The sequence below is a fragment of the Chloracidobacterium sp. genome (assembly GCA_025057975.1).
GTDB lineage: Bacteria > Acidobacteriota > Blastocatellia > Chloracidobacteriales > Chloracidobacteriaceae > Chloracidobacterium.
Map to the genome: position 1 here is coordinate 103,350 of JANWUV010000002.1, position 17,899 is coordinate 121,248.

The window sequence follows — 17,899 nt, forward strand, 5'->3', positions numbered from 1 at the left end:
ACCAGCGGAGCGCCAAAACCGGCAGGAACAACCCGCACATAAAATGACTGAGCCGCTCTACTTCAAAGCCTATGGCGGTGAGTTTATCGTGCAGTTCACGCGGAGCGTACCGGCGACGATGATGGAGGGCTTCGTCGTGGGCGCTCCAGAGGAAGCCGTAGGCAGGCACGGTGACAATGACCACGCCGCCGGGTTTACACACCCGATGCAGTTCGGCCAATGCTTTGAGGTCGTCGTCAACGTGTTCGAGGAGGTCAAGCGCCGCTACGACATCGAATGTATCATCAGCAAAGCACAGTTGCTCGGTACGGCACCGCGCAAGGGACGACAGACCGCGCCGGCGCGACCAGTGTAGGGCCTCCGTCGAGACATCCGTCCCGATAACGCGCCCGAAACCCGCTAGCATGTCGGTGTTTGCGCCTGTACCGCAACCGACATCCAGCAGCCATCGTTCCATTGACGGCTCTGTTGATAGTGACGGCGTTCGGCGCAGCGCCGCCGCCACCCAGTCGCGAACTAACAGCCGGCGACCCACAAACCACCAGTAAGTGGTTTCCAAGTCGAACATCCGGCGATATTCGTCAGGTTCCATGGCGTGAAGTTGTTCCTGGCGCGACGCGCGCCGATGTCACTCGACCAGCTCGACGTTTCCCGCCTAGCGGCGGTCGCCAAACCTGAATGGAGCATAAGCTTATGGAACAAGTCCAGCGCGGCGGGCGTGCGCAGCGATCGCTTCCGTCACTTGCAACGCCAGTTCGAGCGCTGCGCGGCCGGCATACCCATCTACCAGCGGGCGTCGGCCGTCTCGAACACAGGCAATGAAGTGCTCTAGTTCGGCGCGCAACGGCTCTTCAGCGACGACCGTCACCGGACGCGACGTAATGGCTGGTTGCGGCTGCGTCTTCGAAGGACGTACAACCTCTAACGCCGTGACTTGCTGCGCTAGACAATCCACCGAAACATAGCCTCCTAGATGGAAGCAGCGCAGCTTGCGCACCTTTTCGAGCGAGACGCGGCTGGCCGTAACGTTCGCCACGCAGCCGTCAGCGAACTCAATCCGTGCGCTGGCGATGTCCACTTTTTCCGTCAGCGCCGGGACGCCGACGGCGTGAATGGCTACTGGTGGAGCAGCGACGAACCAACGCAACAGGTCGAGGTCGTGAATCATCACGTCTGCGACAACATCAATATCCAGACTGCGCGGCGTGAAAACATTGAGGCGATCAATCTCGAAGAAGCGTGGCGTTCGAACCAGCGCATACGCCGCTTGAAGCGCCGGGTTGAACCGCTCCAAATGACCAACCTGCAACTGGACGCCTGCCTGTTCGGCTGTTGCAATCATTTGGTCGGCTTCTTCCAGCGTCGCCGCAATGGGCTTTTCAACCAGAACATGCTTACCCTGCGACAGCAGTTCGACGGCCAGCGAACAGTGCTCGCGGGTTGGTACAGCGAGGCTGACAGCAGCGACTTTGGCGGCCAGTTCGCGCCAGTCGGCAAAGTAGGCGACGCCATAGCGATCGGCGACCGCTTGCCCCACATCAGCGCGTAGATCGCAGACGCCGACCAAGCGAACGCCTGTCAACTCGGCGTAGAGCCGGGCATGGTGCTGTCCCAGCGCCCCGACGCCGATTACCCCGACTTCAACCATGGCCGGTGCTTATTGACCTGTTCCTGTGTCGCCTTTCTTGCCAGCTTCATTTCCAGGCTGCGGTTTTCCAGCCTCTGGCGATGTGGTAGCCGGAAGCGGTACAATCGGAAAGCCGCGCTGGGCGAAAAAGGCGCAGACGCGCTCGTTATAGAGATCGGCTTCCTTGCCGGCCAGCGGCAAGTTTCGTGATTTCGGCATATCAATACGTTCACACACTGCGCCGAAAGCCGTTGCAACGGCGGCAGCCGCCTGTTGAGCGGCGCGCGGCTGATTTTCGGCGACAAGCACGGCGACGCTTTTCCCCTTGCTTTGATAGTTGGCGACTTGACTCTGAACCGACCCTGTGTCGTAGATACCGCCTTGGTTAATTTGTAATCCGATGTCAAGCAAAACGTTGGTGATAAAGTTGTCAAAACCAAACATTTCTCGTGCGCGCAGATGAGCGAAATCGCGCACCGAGTCATATGGCATGTCGGCGAAGACGGCTCTCACGGCGTCATCTTCCCCTCCCACCATCAAGGACACATAGGCCCCAACATTCACACCATACAGCCCGATCTTGTTCGGATCCACTAATTGCTCCTGACGGCCGGCCACCGAAATTTTTTGGGCTTTGAAGAATTCGAGCGCCGCCTTTAGGTCTTTTTTCTCGATAGCTCCAAGGGTTGTCACAATCGATGTGTTTTCACCATGGGCGCGGAGATCGTAGATGAGCACGTTATAGCCGCGTTCCCAGAGACGATACCCCAAGTCCATCATGTCGGCGCGCGAACTGTTGAGTCCGTGAGTCACAATGATACCCGGCATGCCGGCGCCGCGAATAAAGAGCCACCCTTCAAGCGTACCGCTAGCGCCTGAAATCTGGGCCTCCTTCCAAGTAAAACTAACCACCTGACCCCATCTGTCGGGGAGCTTTTTGGGGAAGTTTTTGACTAAAAGCAAACTGCGGTTGGGCTTTGTAATTGCATTGACGGCGTAAACTGTGTAGCTAATGGCAGCCACAAGCGCCACCACGACGGCCGGAATAAAAAATTTCAGGTAAAGCCAGAGACGTTTTTTCCTTTTTTTACGCGGCGGCATAGAAGAGCTCCCAGAGGTCTTACTCCACAGAAGTCAGAACAGGAATTAGGGCTTCCGCCCCAACACAACGTGGTCAAACCACCAAGCTTGTTCCAGCGGCGTGACTCTGATCCGTAAGAATCCGGATTGGTTGAGCCATAATGCAATTTGTTCAGCCGAGTAAGTTCCACCGGACATCATGTTGAGGCTAAAAAGGGCAGCGAACTGCGCCGCCGTTGGTGACGGTGCATCCGGCGTCATTTCTTGTACGATAACGCACCCACCCGGATTCAACGCGGCGTAGGCTTTCTTGAGCACGCGCAGGATGTGGCGTTCGCCAAGTCCATGGAGCACGCCCGACAGTAACACTACATCATAGCCGCCGCCGTAGTCGGCGTTGACGAAATCGCCCGGACGTATCCGTACGCGGTCGCCGACGGACGACTGTCGAATCAAGTCTTCCGCAACAGCGAGGACTTCCGGCAGATCAAGCACTTCCGCCGTTAGCGTTGGGTACTGTTCAGCGAAACGAATTGCATAAGTACCCGACCCGCCGCTCACATCAAGCAAGCGGGTGTAGCCGCTCAGGTCCACCGCTCGACAAAGCGCCTCGGCTTGGCCGCCCATGGCGATCTCGTGCATTGCCAGCACCCAGGCCCGTTCCGCCGCCTGTCGCTCGGCGTCGGGACGCGCCAGCATAAAGGCTGTCTCACGCGGGCCACTCTCGCCAGTCTGAAGCAGGTACTCCAGTTCGCCAAACCGCGCCCACAAATCCGCTAGGTAATCCAACAAGTGACCTTGGTAGGTTGGCTTGCCGCGTACCAAAAAGGTGCCCGCCAACGGACTATTCCGGTATCGGCCTGCTTCATCGCAGGCAACAAGGCCGAGACTTAGACAAGCCGTCAACAGCTTGCCAGCTCCGTCCGGGGTCAAACCACAGACGCCCGCCAGTTCGGCGACAGTACGTGGTTGCGCATCAAGCACATCAAACACTGTCAGTCGGTGCGCAGCGAAGAGAACGCCGCTGCTCCAAAAGGCCGTCCCCAGCCGATACAGCGGCTCTGGAGTCGGATGTGTCGCCCGCCGCGAGCGACGTTTTGCTGACGTGGGCATGTCAACTCCGAACACTCTGGGCGCAGGCTGCGGCAAAGCTCTTGCCCAAACTGCTCGCCAAAGTGAGTAGAAATAAAACAATGGGCGACGCAGACGCTAGCATGGCCGCCGCTGTTCATGCTACGGGTGCGGCGTCAACACTTGCTCCCCTCCTAACTGCCATCCAGAATGATGCGGCTGAAACGTTACTAGCCCTCAAAGGTTTCGATGCCTTGTACGTCTATGCCGCCCCTGCCTTCGCTGATGCGTGCAAACGTCCTTGTCGAACCCGGCGTCATTGAAATGCGCGAAGTACCCATCCCTGACCCGGAGCCAGGCGGCGTAGTCGTCAAGGTCGCTGTGGCGCTGACTTGCGGCACTGACCTGAAAGCGTTTCTGCGTGGACACCCGAAGTTCCCAACGCCGACGCTTTTTGGGCATGAGTTTGCAGGCGTCGTCGCCAAGGTCGGTCATGGGGTGACGCGCTTCAAGGAAGGTGATGTTGTGATGTCCACGCATTCAGCGCCGTGCGAGACCTGCTACTACTGCCAGCGCGGGCAGGAAAACCTCTGTGACACGATTATGTCCACGATGGCGCTGGGCGCGTATGCGGAATACATCGGTATTCCAGAGCGGATTGTGCGCCGAAACATGTACCCCAAGCCGGAGCACCTCCCTTATCGCGAAGCGGCGCTGATGGAGCCGCTGGCCTGTGTCGTTCACGGACTGGAAAACGTCACCGTACGCGAGGACGACACGGTTGTGATCCTCGGCAACGGCGCGATCGCCCTGTTGCATGTTGCGGCGCTCAGAACGCGCGGCGTCGAAACAATCATCGTGGTCGGCCGCCGGGCCTACCGACAACAGGTTGCTCAGGCGTTAGGAGCCGCTCACACCCTTGATTTTGAGGCGGACACCCTACCGGCGCGCATTCGAGATTTGACGGGCGGGCGCGGCGCTGACCTCGTGATTGAGTGCACCGGACAGCCACACATTTGGGAACTCGCCGTACAACTGGCGCGGCGCGGCGGCACGGTCATCTTCTTTGGTGGCTGCAAGCGCGGAACGACGGTGACGTTCGACACAGAGCGAATTCACTACGATGAAATCACCTTGCGCAGTCCATTCCACATGACGCCGCGCGCCGTTCAGCAAGCGCGTCAGATGCTGCTTGAGCGGCGTGTTGACTGGGGGCGACTTATCACGGCGGACTATCCGCTCGACCGCCTTGGCGACGCGCTGGAGCAACTGCAACGGGGTGATTGCATCAAGTTCGCCATCCTCCCGTAACAAGTTCCCATTGTCGCCGGTGGCGGGGCGTACGGGGCTGGCTGCCGGCGTTCGGAAGTATCTTTGGTGGTGCGCCGGGAGAGTCGTCGAATTGCCAAGAAAACAGGCTTTCACTTAGTATCTAAAGCACTTCCCAAAGTGGGCGAAAAGTATCCCGCGCAGACGGCCTTTTCGAGACAAGGAGAGACAGTCACCCGATGACTACTGCTGCCGCGCTAAGTGAAACTGCTCCCCAGCGGGTTTTGCTCAACCCTGACATCAAGAGTCCCCGCGCGCGCGAGTTTGAAGAAAAGCTGATGGCGCGTGTCGTGGGGCAGGAACGCGCCGTACGGCGACTGGCTAACCTCTACCAGATTTATCTGGCTGGGCTGGCGCAGCCAGGCCGGCCACTGGGAACGCTGCTCTTCCTCGGTCCGACCGGTTCAGGTAAAACGCGCGTGGTTGAAGCGGCGGCGGAGGCGCTTTTTGGCGACCCCTACGCCGTCGTCAAGATTGACTGCGCCGAGTTTCAGCACAGCCACGAAGTCGCCAAGCTGATTGGGTCACCGCCTGGCTACCTTGGACACCGCGAAACACCGCCGCTACTAACGCAGGAAAATCTCGATAAATACCACACCGAACAGGACAAGTTAACGTTTGTTCTCTTTGATGAAATTGAGAAGGCGTCGGACGCCCTCTGGCAACTCCTGTTGGGCATTCTGGACAAAGCTACGTTGACGTTGGGCGACAACCGGCGCGTGGATTTCTCGAAATGCCTGATTGTGATGACGAGCAATCTGGGCGCGAAGGAAATGTCCGAACTCATCAACGGCAGCATCGGCTTTGCTCCGGTACGTCCTGAAACGCAACGTGATGACCTCGACCAAAAAATCTACCGGACGGCAACCGAGGCGGCGCGGCGGAAGTTCTCGCCGGAGTTTATGAACCGGATTGACAAGGTGGTGGTGTTCCGCAGTCTCAAGGAGCACCATCTAGAGCGGATTCTCGAACTGGAACTGAACGCGGTTCAGGAACGCATCACTCGAGCGGCGTCCGAAAAGTTTGTCATCCGCTGTTCGCCGGAGACTAAGCGGTTTTTACTGGATGAAGGTATTGACCTGAAATATGGCGCGCGGCATCTCAAACGCGCCATTGAACGGTTTCTCGTCAACCCGATTGCGAGTTTGGTCGCCACTAAGCAGGTACGCACCGGCGATTTGTTGCTGGTGGACTATGACCCGGAGGAAAAAAAGCTTCGATTCTCGAAGGAACACCACGGAGCGCTAGTGCTCAGTGCTGGAACCGAGTCACCTGCTGCCTCCGTAGAGCAGGAATCGTTAGGGGGTGCGGCGGCGCTTCCGATACATGCCTCGCCGGCTTCAGTCAAAACGGTGAGCGAAAACTAAGCGGCCTACCAACCGACGGCGTGACGGCTCAACTGGTGCGCTGTCCTAACAGGGCGCGCAAACGCTCCAGTTCCGCTTCCAAAGCCGCTGCCCCTGTTCCGCTTTGGCGCGCGCACGCTTGGGTTTCCACTTGTACTTCAGCTGCTTCTGCACACGCTTTAGCCTTTTCCGCACGAGGTGCGTTCGGCTTGCGCCTGCGCTTTGGCGGCTTCTATACGGATGCGCTCTTCCTCCACACGCCGCTATGCAGCCTCCACCTTGGTTGCGCACGCTCGGCCTCCGCCGCTTCCGCCGCTCTTGGCGCAAGCCGCCCCGCCGCGTTGTATAAGCGCAACCGCCAACCCGTACCCCGTGAGACTCCCCTGCCCTCCCCACAATGCCCTAAGCTGGTCACTCCACAGACGATCATGGCGCTTCGTATCCGAAACAGGGCGTCATTGCTGCAGGGAATCTCGACTGGCATATTCTTGACTTCTATTGCCGAGTACTTTGTCCAACGTGCGGGAAAGGCTCCCGAGGCCAACGACACAGGCGCTTACAAAGCTTTTGAGTTTGTCGGATGCGCCAGCGCCTCACAGCGACGACAACTGCTCTGGATAGCTCCGCCGCCTGCCGCTTAGCAGTAAGGTCGGTTGTGTTCACTTGATGCGCCATGGAATGCCGGCGACGACCCAGTAAACTTCTGTCGCTGCCGCTGCAACCTTTTGGTTGACGAGCCCCAGCAAGTCGCGGTAGCGCCGCGCTAAAGCATTATCCGGAACAATCCCTAACCCAATCTCGTTCGACACGACAATGACTGTCTGCTCGCGGCGCGCGAAGGTCTGCAAAAACGCCGCCAGCGTCGTTTCGAGGGCGGTAAGGCAGCCGTCCGCGTCATCCGGCATTGAAAGCAGCCAGTTGGAAACCAACAGAGTCAAGCAGTCCACTAGGACGACGCCTGCTTCGGCAGCCTGCGCATAGGCGGCGGCCAGCGCACGCGGCTCTTCAATCACACGCCAAGCGGCCGGACGCTCTTCTCGATGGCGAAGAATCCGCGCCCGCATGTCTTCGTCAAGCGCCTCCGCCGTAGCGATGAAGCACACTGAGGCTCCCGTGGCGTCAGCCTGTTTCTGCGCCAGTTCCTGCGCGAAGCGACTTTTTCCGGCGCGTGCGCCGCCCAGAATGAAAATCAGCGCCCGCGTCATCCCGCCTCCCGCTCCAGCATCGGCAGGCGCAACCCCTGTTCGCGCGCGCACGCCATCGCTTCAGCGTACCCCGCGTCGGCGTGGCGCATCACGCCCGTCGCCGGGTCGTTCCACAGCACGCGCTCCAGTCGGCGGGCGGCGTCTTCCGTGCCATCACAGACAATGACCATCCCCGCATGCTGCGAGTAGCCCATGCCGACGCCGCCGCCGTGATGCAGCGAAACCCACGTTGCGCCGCTCGCCGTGTTGAGCAGCGCGTTGAGCAGTGGCCAGTCGGAAACCGCGTCCGAACCGTCCCGCATGCCCTCCGTCTCGCGGTTCGGCGAAGCGACCGAGCCAGCGTCCAGATGATCACGCCCAATGACAATCGGTGCTTTGACTTCGCCGCGCCGTACCATCTCATTGAACGCCAACCCCGCCCGATGGCGTTCTCCCAGCCCCAGCCAGCAAATCCGCGCTGGCAACCCCTGAAAAGCAATGCGCTCACCGGCCATCCTCAGCCATCGGTGCAAGTGGTCGTTTTCGGGGAACAGCTCCATCAACCGTTCGTCCGTCCGGCGAATGTCCTCAGGGTCGCCCGACAACGCCACCCAGCGAAAAGGTCCCTTGCCGCGACAAAACAACGGACGAATGTAGGCCGGTACAAAACCGGGTATCGAAAAGGCTTCGCTTACGCCCTCGTCAAAGGCGACCTGCCGCAGGTTGTTCCCGTAGTCCACCACCGGCACGCCCATCGCCTGAAAGTCAAGCATGGCGCGGACATGACGCGCGCAGCTTTCTGCCGCCGCGCGGCGCAGCGCGCCATGCTGCGCCGGGTCGTTTTGCGCGTCCCGCCACTGCTCGACCGTCCAGCCTGCCGGCAAGTACCCGTGAATCAAGTCATGTGCCGAAGTCTGGTCGGTGACCATATCCGGCCGTATCCCGCCCTCACGCGCCCGCCGGACAAGCTCCGGCAGGATTTCCGCTGCGTTGCCGAGTAATCCAACCGAGACAGCGCGTTTTTCGGCTGTGTAACGCGCTATCCGCGCCAGCGCGTCATCAAGGTCGGCCGCCTGTTCATCGAGGTAGCGCGTCCGCAAGCGCGCGTCAATGCGGCTCTGTTGACACTCAATGACCAGCGCCGAAGCGCCGGCAAAGACGGCCGCCAACGGCTGCGCGCCGCCCATGCCGCCCAAGCCAGCCGTCAGAATCCAGCGCCCGCGCAGGTCGCCGCCGTAATGCCGCCGGCCCATTTCGGCGAAGGTTTCATACGTCCCCTGCACAATCCCCTGCGTGCCGATGTAAATCCACGAACCGGCGGTCATCTGGCCGTACATCATCAGCCCGCGCCGGTCGAGTTCGTCAAAGTGTTCCCACGTCGCCCATTTGGGAACGAGATTTGAGTTGGCGAGCAGGACGCGGGGCGCGTCCGGGTGGGTGCGAAAAACGCCGACTGGCTTGCCCGACTGAATCAGTAGCGTGTCGTCCGCCTGCATCTCGCGCAGCGTGCGGCAAATCGCTTCAAAACACGCCCAGTTGCGCGCCGCCTTCCCGATACCGCCGTAAACGACAAGGTCTTCCGGCCGCTCGGCGACCTCGGGATCGAGGTTGTTGTGCAACATCCGGTAGGCGGCTTCGAGTTGCCAGTTGCGACAGACAAGCTGCGCGCCGCGCGGCGCGCGTACCGGGTATGGCGTTGTGGAAGACGACATGGCGGCAAGAAAAGCGTTCTTCGGAGTGGACGCTGCACAGCGATGCACCGACGTTAGTTGGGAGCGTTTTGAGCGTCAAGCGACGCCCTTGTTGGGCGCGCATACGGCGCGTAGGATGACCTTCGACGTCTGCGCGCCGGTCTCTAAATCGCCACGCTCTGGACGGTGTTTTTTTCATCTCGCCAAACAGAAAACGTACACGCACCCAAGAGCCTGCAAGTTATGCTCACCCTTTGGCGACACGCCCAACTGGCGACCATGACCGACAACGTTCCGTGGGGACGGCTTGCGAACGGCGCGTTGCTGGCCTCCGATGACCGCATCGCTTGGGTCGGAGCTGAAGCCGACCTGCCCCGCAACGTGCAAGTTGACGCAGAATACGACCTTGAAGGCGCGCTTGTGACGCCGGGCTTCATAGACTGCCATACGCACTTGGTGTACGGCGGCGCGCGGGACGACGAGTTTGAAGCCCGCTTGCATGGCGCGAGTTACGCCGAAATCGCCCAACGCGGCGGCGGCATTCTTTCAACCGTCCGCGCCACCCGCGAAGCTTCCGAGGAAGCGTTGTTCGCAGCGGCGCGGCGGCGGGCGCTGGCGCTGCTGGCGGAAGGTGTCACCACCATCGAGATCAAATCCGGCTACGGCCTCACGCTCGCCGACGAAGCCCGCTGCCTGCGTGTCGCCCGCCGCTTGGGGTGCGAGCTGCCGCTGACGGTTGTGACCACTTACCTTGGCGCGCATGCCCTGCCGCCGGAGTTCACCGGACGCCCCGACGACTACATCGCGGAAGTCTGCGCGTGGCTACCTGCGCTCCATGCTGAAGGGCTGGTGGACGCCGTGGACGCCTTCTGTGAAACGATAGCGTTTTCAAGCAATCAGGTACGGCGCGTCTTTGATGCAGCGCGCGCGCTGGGATTGCCGGTCAAGCTCCATGCCGAGCAACTGAGCGATCAGGGCGGCGCGGTGCTGGCGGCGCAGTACAGGGCGTTGTCCTGCGACCATCTGGAATACCTTGGCGAAGACGGTGTGCAGGCCATGGCGGCGGCGGGGACGGTCGCCGTCCTGCTGCCCGGCGCGTTCTATTGCTTACGGGAAACGCGCCTGCCGCCGATTGCGACGCTGCGGGCGGCGGGCGTCCCACTAGCCGTAGCGACCGACCACAACCCCGGTTCGTCGCCATTGTTGTCGGTGCGGCTGGCGCTCAATCTGGCGTGTACGCTGTTTCGCCTGACGCCTGAAGAGGCGCTGCGCGGGGCGACCGTTAATGCGGCGCGCGCGCTGGGACTGACGGATCGCGGCGTTTTGGCGGTCGGTAAACGCGCGGATTTTGTCGTCTGGCCGCTCGACCATCCGCGTGAGTTGGTCTATTGGATGGGCGGATGCTTTCCGAACCGCGTGGTGATCGGCGGCAAGGAGGTCAACCGTGATGAACGCATCGCCGACGGAAACAATCTTCAACCTTGAGCCGGGCGATGCGCCGCTGCTGATCAGCCTGCCGCACATTGGAACCGACTGCCCGCCGGAGATCGCCGCCGACTGGACGGAAGCGGCGCGCGCACTGCCCGATACGGACTGGCATCTAGCGGACATCTATGACTTCGCGCGACGGCTCGGCGTCACGGTGCTTGGCGCTTGTCTGTCGCGCTATGTCATTGACCTGAATCGCCCGCCGGATGACGCGCCGCTTTACGCGCAAGCCAACCGGACGGAACTGTGTCCGACGCGCCTGTTCGACGGAAGACCCATCTACCGTGACGGGCGATCGCCCGGCGCCGCCGAGATTGCGCGCCGCCGCGAACGGTACTGGCGGCCTTACCATGACGCGCTTGAACGCGAACTGACGCGCCTACATGCGCGTCATGGGTATGTTGTTCTGTGGGACGGCCACAGCATCAAATCGGAACTGCCGTGGCTGTTTGACGGCAAGCTGCCCGACCTCAATCTCGGCACGGCCGACGGGCGAAGTTGCGCGCCGTCGCTCAGACGGGCGCTTGGCGACGCGCTTGCCGAACAAAAGCTTTTTACCTACGTTGTGGACGGGCGTTTCAAGGGCGGCTACATCACGCGCCGGTACGGGCGACCGGCCGCCGGCCGCCACGCCGTCCAGTTGGAAATGTGCTGGTCCTGCTACATGGATGAAGCGCCGCCCTACGTGCTGGACGCCGCCCGCGCCGCGCGCCTGCGCCCGGTGTTGCAGACGCTCGTTGGCATCGCGCTGGACTGGAAACCTTCCGATGACGACCGACTCGCTGCAACCTGACGCGCTCTGGACGCCTTTCGCTCTGCTTCCTGACGGTTGGCGACGCGACGTGTACCTGACCGTCGGCGCAGACGGCCGCTGGGCAAGCGTCGAGCCGGATACGGCGACGCCGCCGGTCGGGGCCGAGGTTGTTGAAGGCGCGTTACTGCCGGGCGTCGTCAACGCCCACAGCCACGCCTTTCAGCGGGCGTTTGTTGGGTTGACTGAACCGCCTGACGGTGAACCAGACGATTTCTGGAGTTGGCGCACGCGCATGTACGCCGTCGCCAACCGCCTGACGCCCGACATCCTGCGCGCCGTCGCCGCGCAGCTTTATCTGGAACTGCTTGAAGGCGGCTATACGCATGTGTGTGAGTTCCACTACGTGCACCGCGATGTGGGCGGCAAACCTTACGCCGACCGCACGACGATGCCGGCGGCGCTGGTTGAAGCCGCCGACGAGGTTGGCATCGGGCTGACTCTGCTTCCGACGGTCTATGAACGCGCTGGTTTTGGGCGGCTGGATATCCTGCCGGAGCAGCGGCGGTTCTTTGCGACGCCGGACGACGTATGGGCGACGGCGACGGCGCTTGAAGAAGGGCGCTCAATACGCTTCACCGTTGGACTGGCGCTGCATTCTGTCCGCGCCGTGCGGCTGGAAAGTTTTGACCGCCTACGTCGCATAGCGGAGAACTTCACCGGGCCGATTCACATTCACGTCGCCGAACAGACAGCTGAAGTTGAAGCTTGTCTGCTCGAGACTGGAGCGCGTCCGGTCGCTTGGTTGACGCGGGAAGGACTTCTTGATCCACGGTGGCAACTCGTTCACGCCACGCATACAGACGAAGCCGAACGCGCTGCCGTCGCCCAAAGCGGCGCGGGTATCGTGGTCTGCCCGACGACCGAGGCGAATCTAGGCGACGGGCTGTTTGATTTGCCAGCGTGGACGGCGACTGGCGTCCCGTTGGCCGTCGGCTCAGATAGCCACGTTACGCGCGATTGGCGCGAAGAACTGCGGTGGCTGACGTACGGCGCGCGCTTGGCGACGCGCCGGCGCGGGCTTGGGGTGTCGGCCTCAACGCTCTTCACAGGCGCGCAGTCAGGTGGCGGTGACGCCGCCGGTGAGCCGGTCTGGGGACTGATGCCCGGCGCACGCGCCGACGCGCTGCGGCTCGACCTGAAGCAGCCGCCGCTGGTCGGCGTCCCGCTGGAGCAGTGGATAGATGCAGTGGTTTTTTCAAGTCCGGGGGCGCTCTGGGCGGATGTGATGGTCGCCGGACGCTGGGCGCTGCGGCGCGGTCGCCATCCCTGTCGTGCGCGCATCTTGGCGCGTTTTCAGGAAGCGATGAACCAGCTCTGGCGGGACGAGACAAGAGCAGTCACCTCAGGACAGGTTTAGAAGGACAACATTTCGCCGAATACGGCAACATTTCTCGCAAACTTGATGAAAAAGACGCGCACTTGCGGCGTGCGCACCCAGTTCTTGGCGGCTTCAGTCCCCCAACATTGACCAACCTGAACCAGAAAGACCTCCCTAATCACCGCGCAAAGCTGGACAACCGTGATGACGGCCGTTATGCTGCCGCAGCTTTTTTGTCAATCTTATGACAAGCAAACCCGCCCTTCATGCCGGTCAGCTGGACAGACCTCCTGCTTGCTTATCTGCATGACCCACCGGACAAAGCACTAGACATTCGCGGTCACGAAAAGCGCGCCGCCGATCTCGCCCGCATTGCGCTTGGCGACGACGTGACCAAAGAAGGCGTCAAACGTGTGGCGGGCGCAGCGGACACTCTGGCTTCCATCGTCGAGCGATTCCCGATGCCGACAGCCGGCGGCGACGGCGAGCGCGCCGTCAGCCCTGAAAACCAAACGCTCCATATTGTCCATCCGCTGTCGGCGACACAGCGGACGCTCGAGCTGCCGCCGCTCGGTGCGTTGACTACTGCGCAGCAGAACGCTCTACGCGACGCCATGGACGGTTTCTCCGATGACCATGATCCGACGGCGCGCAAACGTTGGCTGGCGGTCTGGCGCAACTGGCCGGAAAAACTGGCTGAAGTCCAGCCCTGCACGGCTTTCCTACCGGCCGACACCCGAACGCCCGATCATACAATCTGGCATCACCTCGATACTGTTGCGGCTTTTGAAGCGGCGCGTTCCGAAGGCGGCGGCATAGCGCTGCTGGCTTTTGCGCTCGGCCCGGTGCAGCGATTTATCGAGGCGGCCCGCTCGGTCCGCGATTTGTGGTCGGGCAGCATGATCCTCTCTTGGCTGGCTTTTCAGTCATTGCTGCCCGTCGTTGAGCAACTCGGTCCGACGGCGCTGCTGTATCCGGCGCTGCGCGGCAATCCGCTGCTGGACTTATGGCTGGCGCAAGATGCACAGTTGGGCGCACGCGCACCGCAGCCGACGACGCGGCAGAAAATGACGCCCTCGCTTCCGCATCGCTTTCTGGCGCTTGTGCCATGGGGAAAGAACGGCGCAGCCGCCCACGAACTGGCCGAACGCTGCCGTCAAGCCTGCGCCAAGGCGTGGCGTGAACTGGCCGAAAGCGTTCGGGCGCGGCTCAAGCAGGAGCTTGACGGGCAATGGACTGACTGGGACGCCCGCTGGAACCACCAAATCGCTGATTACTTCAGCGCGGCGACCGCCGTTCTGCCGCTAAGCGGAATAGGGGACGAAATTGACCGTCAATTGGCTGATTTGCTTGCCGGGAAAGACACCTTTGCCGACGCCTTTCCCGCAGCCGAGCACGTCCGCGCGATGGCGCGGTCAATCCCCCGAAGCGACCGCCCCAACTACGCCCAGGAACAAGCCGGTCAGTGGCAATACCAGATTGAACTCGTCCAGCGGTCGCTGGCGGCGGCGCGTACTGTTCGGCACATTCCGTCCAGCACGGCGGGCGAGGGGCCGTGGCCGCCAAAGTGTACGCTGTTTGGCAGCTTCGAGCAGATGGGACCCGCCCAACTGAGTGCATCAAGCGACTTTTGGAACAACCTCGCCCAACCCAACGGCGGCTTGAGCCTTGACGGCGTGCGCATTCGCGCCGGTGAAGCCCTCTGCGCCGTCGCCCTCGCCAAACGGTTTTCCGGCCCGGCGTTCTTCGTTAAACAACTTGGCGTCACGCCCCAAGACCTGCGTTTCCCTGATACGTGGACGGTCGCCGCCGCCGTCTGGCTTGAAAAAGCCAACATTCGCCCCGACCAAGTTCGTCGGGAGTACGGTGAATGGAACGGCCGCTGGCTGCACTGGTCAAAGCCTGACCAAGATTTGGAAACCGCCGGCCCGTGCCCGGAAGATGTTTGGCGGCGAATCCAACACTACAGCCGGAAGGAACAACTTGGGCCGCCGCCGACCTACTACGCCATCCTAAAACTCGACGGCGACGATCTGGGCGGTTGGCTGCGGGGCGAACAATCACCGCAGGCGCGCGAGGTCATCCATCCCAAGTTGGTCGCGTACTTTGAAGAGGTTGACGCCCAAAACGCCGAGCGGCTCAAGGCGCGGCGACCTGTCGGGCCGGCGCTCCATGCCGCCATCAGTACGGCGCTGGCCAACTTCGCGCTGCACGTCGCGCCGCCCGTCATCGAAGCCCACTCCGGAACGCTCATCTACGCGGGCGGCGATGACCTACTGGCGCTGCTGCCGGTTGAAAAAGCCCTACCTTGCGCGGCGCAGCTGGCGCAGGCCTACCGGCAAAACTGGTACGCAACTGACCAAAACCGGCGCGAGGCCAACCGACGCGAATGGCTGCTGATGGGCAAGCGAGCAACGATTTCCGGCGGGATGGTCGTCGTCCACGCCAAGGACGACCTACGGCTGGCGTTGCAGGACGCCCGTGCGGCCGAGCATCAGGCCAAGGCCACTGGTAAGGACGCGCTGGGCATGACGGTACGGCGGCGCTCCGGCGAGCATACGTCGGCGGTGTGTCCGTGGCCCTTCGCCGAGAGCGTTATCGGCTGGACGGACGGCTTCCGGCGTGGCGCATCCGACCGCTGGGTCTATCGGCTTTACGGCATGCGGGGGACGCTGGCCGGGCTTCCGGCCAAAGCCATTCAGGCGGAATTCCAACGTCAGCTTCGTCGCGCTGAAGCGCCGACGCCGGACTTGATCCCGCCGAAAGATTTCGCAGAGGCATTTGATGCTTTCCAAGCTTTGAAGCTTCCCAACGGCGTGCGGCGTTTCTCCGACGCGAGGGCGGCGCTGGAGCCGTTTCTGACGCTGTGCCACACGGCGGCGTTTCTGGCGCGTGGGAGGGACGTATGAGCCACGCCGGAACGCCGCACACCATCGGCCTCAGGCTCGAACCGCTTGACGTACTGTTTTTCCGCGACGGGCGGCCCTTCGGTAGCGAGCGCAACCTCAGCGGATGGCCGACGCCGCAGACCTTTGCAGGCGCAATCCGTACGGCGCTGCTCGAAGCCGCCGGCTGCAACTTCGCCCGACTGGCGCAAGCCATTCAGACCGGAAAATCCTTCGCGGAAGCGGTTGAGGCAAGCTGTCCGACGGCGTTTCACTGGATCGGGCGCGTCATGGCGCGCGGCGTATGGCCGGCGCGGGTGACGCCAAACGGTCAACCGGATGTGCTGACGCCAGCGCCGTCCGTGCTGCATGTGGAAAAAAATCAACCGACGAAGCTGCATCGGCTGCAACCGCTGCCGCCCTCTCAGCTTCCCGGTTGGCAGCCGCCGCCTGACGACTCGAAGTGGCGTCCGCTATGGCTGAAAAACTTGGCGCCGACGGAGCCAGTGGAAGGCTACCTGACGCAAAACGGGCTTGCGACATTTTTGGCGGGCGGCGTTCCAAACAGCGACGAAATTGTTTCGCCGTCGGCTCTCTTTGCGCTGGATTACCGAACCGGCGTCACCATTTCCCCCGACAGCCTGACGGTCGAGGCGTCGCAGATTTTCAGTTGCGGCTTTTTGGCGCTCAAGCCGGGCGTCACCCTTTACGGCGAAGTTGACGTTCCTGACGACGTGCGTCATGACGCGGAAAAGCTGATTGACGCGCTCAAGTTGATGGCGTTCGGGGGCGAAGGTCGGCGCGTCGTTGTTGCGCGCTTGGCGCACTCCTGCCCTTGGCCGCAGCGGTCGCCAAGCAGGGACAAAGAAAGACCGCTAACGCTGCTCATCACGCCCTGTCCCTTTGCCTCTCGCTGGAAGCCGCATGCGTTGACTGGGAGGGTGATTGCAGCGGCCGTCCCCGGCGCGACGGCGTTTTCCGGTTGGGATTTGGCGCGCGGCGGCCCGAAACCAACACGCTTCGCCGCCGCCGCCGGAAGTGTGTACTTCCTTGATGAGGCCCCGCCGATGTGGCCGGCGTCGCTCGCCGAAAGCAACGAAGACGCTGCGCTGGGTTGGGGCGGCTACTTGAAAGGAGTGTGGAACGATGTCTGAACCTGCCGCGACCAACGGCCGCGCCGGTGTAACGCAGGCGGCGGCGTTGTTGTTCATCCATGCGCAGACCAGTTTGCATCCGGGGTCAGGGACGGCGCTGGGCGTCGTGGACTTGCCTGTCCAGCGCGAACGCCATACGCAGTGGCCGGTAATTCCCGGTTCGACGCTGAAAGGCATTGTCCGGGACGCCTGCACCCGGCGGAACGGCGACCGGGAAAAGCTTCAGGCGGTGTTTGGCCCTGAAAAGAGCAACGCCGCCGACCACGCCGGCGCGCTGAGTCTGACGGATGCGCGTCTGCTGGCCTTTCCGGTACGGTCGCTCAAAGGCGTTTTCGCTTGGGTCACCTGCGCAGCCGTTCTGGAACGACTACGACGCGACGTGCAGTTGACCGGGGCCGGCGAGTTGGATTGGCGACCCCCAACGGCTGAGCCTGACAAGGCGCTTTGTCCAAAGGAGAGTCCACTACTGACGGACGGCGACAAGCTCATCCTCGAAGAGTTTGAGTTTACGCGCGTCGGCGAAGCGGACGCCGTCGCCGCGTGGGTCGCCGAGCGTGCGACGAACGACGATTTCACACAACAACAGCTCAAACAGCGCCTTGTCGTCCTGCACGACGACGATTTCACGCACTTCGTCCGCCATGCAACTGAGGTAACGGCGCGCGTCGCGCTGGATTACGAACGCAAGACCGTCAAGCGCGGCGCGTTGTTTTATGAGGAGTTTCTGCCGCCGGAGACCGTTTTCTACGCCGTGGCGCTGGCCGGCGCGAGCCGTCGGAAGGGACACGAACTGAACGCCGGCGACGTGATGGAGTACGTGCGCGCCCATCTTCCGCCGGTACTCCAAATCGGCGGCGATGAAACCATCGGCAAGGGCCTCTGCGCCGTACGGCTGACATAGCCTAAGGAGGT

13 protein-coding genes and 1 pseudogene are annotated in these 17,899 nt (G+C 62.0%); 8 read left to right on the forward strand and 6 right to left on the reverse strand.

The genetic code is table 11. The annotated features are described in order from the left end of the window. Window positions 1-70 precede the first annotated feature (70 nt). The 4 genes and pseudogenes from NZ585_02170 to NZ585_02185 form a co-directional block, all read right to left on the reverse strand. Window positions 71-457, reverse strand: a pseudogene (locus tag NZ585_02170) (class I SAM-dependent methyltransferase). Window positions 458-691: 234 nt separating this feature from the next. Beyond that, window positions 692-1,648 (reverse strand): Gfo/Idh/MocA family oxidoreductase, encoded by a 957-nt coding sequence (locus tag NZ585_02175; GenBank protein ID MCS7078844.1) that lies wholly within the window; start codon window positions 1,646-1,648, stop codon window positions 692-694. 9 nt (window positions 1,649-1,657) lie between these two features. Then, entirely contained in the window at window positions 1,658-2,728 is a 1,071-nt protein-coding gene (locus tag NZ585_02180) for a hypothetical protein (protein ID MCS7078845.1), read from the reverse strand. A gap of 45 nt (window positions 2,729-2,773) precedes the next feature. Continuing rightward, the gene (locus NZ585_02185) at window positions 2,774-3,820 is read right to left on the reverse strand and encodes an acetylserotonin O-methyltransferase (GenBank protein MCS7078846.1); all 1,047 of its coding nucleotides are present in this window, start codon (window positions 3,818-3,820) and stop codon (window positions 2,774-2,776) included. Window positions 3,821-4,063: 243 nt separating this feature from the next. On the opposite strand from NZ585_02185, the gene NZ585_02190 reads away from it, so the two are divergent. Both NZ585_02190 and NZ585_02195 read left to right on the forward strand, forming a co-directional pair. After that, window positions 4,064-5,089, forward strand: coding sequence for an alcohol dehydrogenase catalytic domain-containing protein (locus NZ585_02190; protein ID MCS7078847.1), 1,026 nt, complete (start codon window positions 4,064-4,066; stop codon window positions 5,087-5,089). Between the two features lie 197 nt (window positions 5,090-5,286). Then, window positions 5,287-6,474, forward strand: coding sequence for an AAA family ATPase (locus tag NZ585_02195; protein ID MCS7078848.1), 1,188 nt, complete (start codon window positions 5,287-5,289; stop codon window positions 6,472-6,474). A 638-nt stretch (window positions 6,475-7,112) separates the two neighbouring features. Here NZ585_02195 and cobU read toward each other — a convergent pair. Continuing rightward, complete coding sequence (gene cobU / locus NZ585_02200; GenBank protein MCS7078849.1) at window positions 7,113-7,658, reverse strand: bifunctional adenosylcobinamide kinase/adenosylcobinamide-phosphate guanylyltransferase; 546 nt, start codon at window positions 7,656-7,658, stop codon at window positions 7,113-7,115. Then, a complete protein-coding gene (locus NZ585_02205) occupies window positions 7,655-9,349 on the reverse strand; it encodes a urocanate hydratase (protein ID MCS7078850.1) in 1,695 nt (564 codons plus the stop codon). The genes cobU and NZ585_02205 overlap by 4 nt, the downstream gene beginning before the upstream one ends. A 222-nt stretch (window positions 9,350-9,571) precedes the next feature. Between NZ585_02205 and hutI the strand changes: the two genes are divergently transcribed. From hutI to cmr4, 6 genes are all read left to right on the forward strand, one after another. Continuing rightward, window positions 9,572-10,813, forward strand: a complete 1,242-nt coding sequence (gene hutI, locus NZ585_02210) for an imidazolonepropionase (GenBank protein MCS7078851.1) — start codon at window positions 9,572-9,574, stop codon at window positions 10,811-10,813. Further along, window positions 10,776-11,609: an N-formylglutamate deformylase gene (hutG, locus tag NZ585_02215; protein MCS7078852.1), complete on the forward strand. Its 834-nt coding sequence runs from the start codon at window positions 10,776-10,778 to the stop codon at window positions 11,607-11,609. Before hutI ends, hutG begins: the two co-directional genes overlap by 38 nt. Then, the gene (hutF, locus tag NZ585_02220) at window positions 11,584-12,987 is read left to right on the forward strand and encodes a formimidoylglutamate deiminase (GenBank protein ID MCS7078853.1); all 1,404 of its coding nucleotides are present in this window, start codon (window positions 11,584-11,586) and stop codon (window positions 12,985-12,987) included. The genes hutG and hutF overlap by 26 nt, the downstream gene beginning before the upstream one ends. A 227-nt stretch (window positions 12,988-13,214) precedes the next feature. Next, complete coding sequence (gene cas10, locus NZ585_02225) at window positions 13,215-15,857, forward strand: type III-B CRISPR-associated protein Cas10/Cmr2 (protein MCS7078854.1); 2,643 nt, start codon at window positions 13,215-13,217, stop codon at window positions 15,855-15,857. Then, window positions 15,854-16,987, forward strand: coding sequence for a type III-B CRISPR module-associated protein Cmr3 (gene cmr3, locus NZ585_02230; GenBank protein MCS7078855.1), 1,134 nt, complete (start codon window positions 15,854-15,856; stop codon window positions 16,985-16,987). The genes cas10 and cmr3 overlap by 4 nt, the downstream gene beginning before the upstream one ends. Next, window positions 16,980-17,888 carry a type III-B CRISPR module RAMP protein Cmr4 gene (gene cmr4, locus NZ585_02235; GenBank protein ID MCS7078856.1) on the forward strand — a complete coding sequence of 303 codons (909 nt, stop codon included), beginning with the start codon at window positions 16,980-16,982 and terminating at the stop codon, window positions 17,886-17,888. Before cmr3 ends, cmr4 begins: the two co-directional genes overlap by 8 nt. Window positions 17,889-17,899: the final 11 nt, after the last annotated feature.